This is a genomic window from Pseudomonas sp. MD195_PC81_125, from assembly GCF_014060985.1.
GTDB lineage: Bacteria > Pseudomonadota > Gammaproteobacteria > Pseudomonadales > Pseudomonadaceae > Aquipseudomonas > Aquipseudomonas parakoreensis.
This window is the reverse complement of sequence record NZ_JABULD010000170.1, coordinates 1-4,207: the sequence shown is the minus strand read 5'-3', so window position 1 is coordinate 4,207 and position 4,207 is coordinate 1. Positions and strand designations below refer to the sequence as shown.

Sequence of the window (4,207 nt, the reverse complement as noted above, 5' to 3'; positions counted from 1 at the left end):
CTGGCTTGCCAGCGATGGCGGCCTGCGAGCCGACCAATCTCCAACAGACCGCACCCATTCCCACTGTGGGAGCTGGCTTGCCAGCGATGGCGGCCTGACAGCCAACCAATCTCCAACTGAACACACCCAATCCACCTGTGGGAGCCGGCTTGCCAGCGAAGGCGGCCTGACAGCCGACCAATCTCCCACTGAATACACCCAACCCCACGGTCGGAGCCAGCCTGCTGGCGATGAGGCTCTCTCAGGCAACCACTCTCTTCTCGCTGTACTCAAATGACCGTTCCCACACCACTGCATGGAAACGATCACTCATCACTACATCAACTCAAGTCGCCACATTCAGGTACTTGCCCACCGGCGCAGCATTGTCCAGCGAATACTGTTTGCTCAAGTTGGCAATTATCCGGTTCAGCGCTTCGCTGGTGGTCTGGGTGCTGGCGGTCCTTTCTTCAGGCGGGTGTTCCCGACCTGCCTGTAGCGCCGCTTTCAGTTCGTCGCTGCTCACGTCGCCGCTGCTGTCGCTGTCCAGCGCTTTAAGCAGTGCGGCGCTGGTGTCGGTGCTGGTCGTTGAGGTGTTGTCGCGGGTCTGTAGCGCGCTGCTCAGTTCGGTGGCGCTGATGCTGCCCGTCACCATCGGCATCCAGTTGGCTGAACAATTCATCACTGGGAGGTTGCTGCGTTAGCGGTGGTGGCGGGGTGAGGCTGGCGGTGAGTTCGTCCTGACTGACGGTGCCGTCCTTGTTCTTGTCCAGCGCGGAGAAGATCTGGTTGCTGTCGGCGCTGCTGCCGGCGCTGGTGAGGCCGTTGCTCAGTTCGTCGCTGCTGATGGCGCCGTCGCCATCGGTGTCGAGGGCGCTGATCAGGGCGTCGGCGAGGTCGGTGTTCGGGGCCTGGTCGTTGGGCGCCGGAGGGGGCGCCATGGCGGTCATTTCTTCGGCGCTGAGGCTGCCGCTGGCGTCGCTGTCCAGCTCGCCAAATTGCTTGCTCAGGTTGACCAGCAAACCGTCGTCGGACTTCTGCGACAGGGCGCTTTTCAGTTCGTCCTGGTCCACCGCGCCGTCGCCGTTGCTGTCGAGTTTGGCGAACAGTTGCTTTTGCAGTTGCTGGCTGCGGGCGTTCTGGGTGCTGCTGGTGCTGGTATAGCTCGTGTAGTTGCTGACGCTACCGATCATGGGCTCACTCCTTGGACTGTAAAGCCGGTCGGTGTACCGGCTTGTACAGACTCAAGGAGCAAGTTGTCCTGGGTATTTTGGCTTTGTACCGGGTGGTACACAGTGGCGGAAACACCAGAAATTCCCTGTGGGACAGGTGTTCTTCTCAGGCGCGCGGCAGGCGGATGATTGCGGTCAGGCCGCCGCCGGGTGTTTCTTGCAGATTCAACTGCCCACCCAAACGCTGCGCCGCTTCACGGGCAATGGTCATGCCCAGGCCGACGCCGCCGGAGTTGCGGTTGCGGGAGCCTTCCAGGCGATAGAACGGTTCGAACACCGCTTCGCGTTGGTCTTCGGCTATGCCCGGGCCGTGGTCGATCACGCGTATCAGCAGTTGTTCGCGTTGATCCTGCAGTTCGATGCGCGCCTGCCCGGCGTAGCGCAGGGCATTGTCCATCAGGTTATTGATGCACGAGCGCAGCGCCATCGGTTGCACCTGCAGCGGCGCGCAATGGCCGCTGACTTCAACGTCTGCGCCTTGATCCTGAGCGTTCTCGCACAACGATTCGACCAGCGCCTGCACATCCATCAACTGCAGGGCTTCGCTGGTGCGTTGTTCGTGCAGGTAGGTGAGGGTGGCGTCGAGCATGCCGATCATGTCGTTGAGGTCCTGGCGCATCTGACCTTGCAGCTTTTCGTCGTCGATCTGTTCCAGGCGCAGTTTCAGTCGCGACAGCGGGGTGCGCAGGTCGTGGGAGACGGCGCCGAGCATGCGTGCCCGTTGCTGCACCTGTTCGCGGATGCGTTGTTGCATCAGGTTGAAGGTGTGCGCCGCTTGCCGTGCCTCACGCGGGCCGGACTCGTCCAGCGGTGGGCTGTCGAGGTTTTCACTGAGGCGTTCGGCGGCGTCGCTCAGGCGCTGGATCGGTCGGCTGAGCAGTTTGGCGCCGTACCACGCAGCAATCATCAGCGAGATGAACTGGAACGTCAGCGGCACCAGCGGTCCGCCGAACCATGGACGTGGCGGGCGATGGGCGAAACGCGGATCCGGCGGCGGCCGTTGGCCGTCGACCCCCTCGGCAAATTCCGGCGGGGGCGGCGGTGGGGGCGGGCCGTAGTGGTGGAACCAGGCAAAAGCCAGCAGATGCGCGAGGACGATCGCCACGAACAGCATGCCAAACAGGCGGCCGAACAGCGTGTCGAAGCGCCCTCGCATCAGCCGATGTCCCGCGCGTCGAACAGGTAACCTTCACCGCGCACGGTTTTGATCAACTGCGGGGCTTTCGGGTCGTCGCCGAGTTTTTGTCGCAGGCGCGACACCAGCAAATCGATGCTGCGGTCGAACGCTTCGATCGAACGGCCCCGGGCGGCGTCCAGCAGTTGTTCACGGCTGAGTACCCGACGCGGGCGTTCAATGAACACCCAAAGCAGGCGGAATTCGGCATTGGACAGCGGCACCACCAGACCATCGTCGGCAATCAGCTGACGCAGCACGCTGTTCAGGCGCCAGTTGTCGAAGCGAATGTTGGCCCGCTGTTCGGTGCGGTCATCGCGCACCCGGCGCAGGATGGTCTGGATCCGCGCCACCAGTTCCCGTGGCTCGAACGGTTTGGCCATGTAGTCGTCGGCGCCCAGTTCCAGACCGATGATGCGATCGGTGGGTTCGCAGCGGGCGGTGAGCATGAGGATCGGGATGTCCGATTCGGCACGCAGCCAGCGGCACAGCGACAGGCCGTCTTCGCCGGGCAGCATCAGGTCGAGCACCACCACGTCGAAATGTTCGGCCTGCATCGCCTGGCGCATGGCTGCGCCGTCGGTGACGCCGCTGGCGTGGATGTTGAAGCGCGCGAGGTAGTCGATCATCAGCTCGCGGATCGGCACATCGTCATCGACGATCAGCGCGCGGATGCTCCAGCGCTTGTCGTCTTTCTGCTCATCAGTCACGGTCGTTTGGGTGTTGTGCATGGGGCTGTTCATCTGCCAGTAGGCCGCCAACCACAAAGATGGGCTGCGAGGTGGTGGTTTCAGCATAGGCGTCCTGCCGTGAGGCGGGAAGTGCTGATGTAAGGACGTGTTGCGGCTGGCGAGGCTAGCGCGGGCGCATGTTGGCGGCGTGTCGGTTGTGTATCGGGTTCGACACAATAGCAGCGAGCGCTATGCTGATCACGGTTGCGGCGACGATTTACCGATCATCGGGTGCCGCGCCGTCGCCGCTTCCGCTACAATGCGCGCCGATTTCGACTTGCCTGAGAGCCCATCCATGTCCGCCTGCCAGACTCCTATCATCGTCGCCCTGGATTTCCCCACCCGTGACGCCGCACTGAAGCTGGCCGACCAGTTGGACCCGAAACTGTGCCGGGTCAAAGTGGGCAAGGAACTGTTCACCAGTTGCGCCGCGGAAATCGTCGGCACCTTGCGTGACAAAGGCTTTGAAGTGTTCCTCGACCTGAAATTCCACGATATTCCCAATACCACCGCGATGGCTGTGAAAGCCGCTGCCGAGATGGGCGTGTGGATGGTCAACGTGCATTGCTCCGGTGGCCTGCGCATGATGGCGGCCTGCCGTGAAGAGCTCTCCAAGCGCAGCGGCCAGCAACCGCTGCTGATCGGCGTGACCGTGCTGACCAGCATGGAGCGCGAGGATCTGGCCGGTATCGGTCTGGACATCGAGCCGCAGGAGCAGGTGCTGCGTCTGGCCGCGCTGGCCGAGAAGGCCGGAATGGATGGACTGGTGTGCTCGGCGCTGGAAGCCACCGCGCTGAAGTCGGCGCATCCTTCGCTGCAACTGGTGACCCCGGGGATTCGCCCGGCGGGCAGTGCGCAGGACGATCAGCGCCGTATCCTGACCCCGCGTCAGGCACTGGATGCCGGTTCCGATTACCTGGTGATCGGCCGTCCGATCAGTCAGGCGGCGGATCCGGCCAAGGCCCTGGCCTCGGTCGTGGCAGAACTGGCCTGATCAGTTTCCGCAGGTATTAGCATTACCTGTAGGAGCTGCCGAAGGTGCGATCTTTTTGATTTTTGCTTGTTAAAAGGCAAGATCAAAAAGATCGCAG

Annotated in this window: 3 protein-coding genes and 1 pseudogene; 1 reads left to right on the top strand and 3 read right to left on the bottom strand. The window is 62.7% G+C overall.

Translation table 11 applies throughout. The annotated features are described in order from the left end of the window. Positions 1 to 325: 325 nt before the first annotated feature. From xopAW to HT737_RS07375, 3 genes and pseudogenes are all read right to left on the bottom strand, one after another. Positions 326 to 1,172: pseudogene (gene xopAW / locus HT737_RS07385) on the bottom strand (XopAW family type III secretion system calcium-binding effector). Between the two features lie 145 nt (positions 1,173 to 1,317). Then, on the bottom strand, positions 1,318 to 2,367 hold the full coding sequence (locus tag HT737_RS07380; protein ID WP_182402029.1) for a HAMP domain-containing sensor histidine kinase: 1,050 nt from the start codon (positions 2,365 to 2,367) through the stop codon (positions 1,318 to 1,320). Beyond that, entirely contained in the window at positions 2,367 to 3,128 is a 762-nt protein-coding gene (locus HT737_RS07375) for a response regulator (RefSeq protein WP_371260451.1), read from the bottom strand. The genes HT737_RS07380 and HT737_RS07375 overlap by 1 nt, the downstream gene beginning before the upstream one ends. Before the next feature lie 283 nt (positions 3,129 to 3,411). Here HT737_RS07375 and pyrF point away from each other — a divergent pair, with 283 nt between their 5' ends. Then, entirely contained in the window at positions 3,412 to 4,110 is a 699-nt protein-coding gene (gene pyrF / locus HT737_RS07370) for an orotidine-5'-phosphate decarboxylase (RefSeq protein ID WP_182402027.1), read from the top strand. Positions 4,111 to 4,207: the final 97 nt, after the last annotated feature.

Excerpts from the sequence above, each read along its gene's own strand:
- HT737_RS07380 (WP_182402029.1), bottom strand. The coding sequence starts at position 2,367 with ATGCGAGGGCGCTTCGACACGCTGTTCGGCCGCCTGTTTGGCATGCTG.
- HT737_RS07375 (WP_371260451.1), bottom strand. The coding sequence starts at position 3,128 with ATGAACAGCCCCATGCACAACACCCAAACGACCGTGACTGATGAGCAG.
- pyrF (WP_182402027.1), top strand. The coding sequence starts at position 3,412 with ATGTCCGCCTGCCAGACTCCTATCATCGTCGCCCTGGATTTCCCCACC.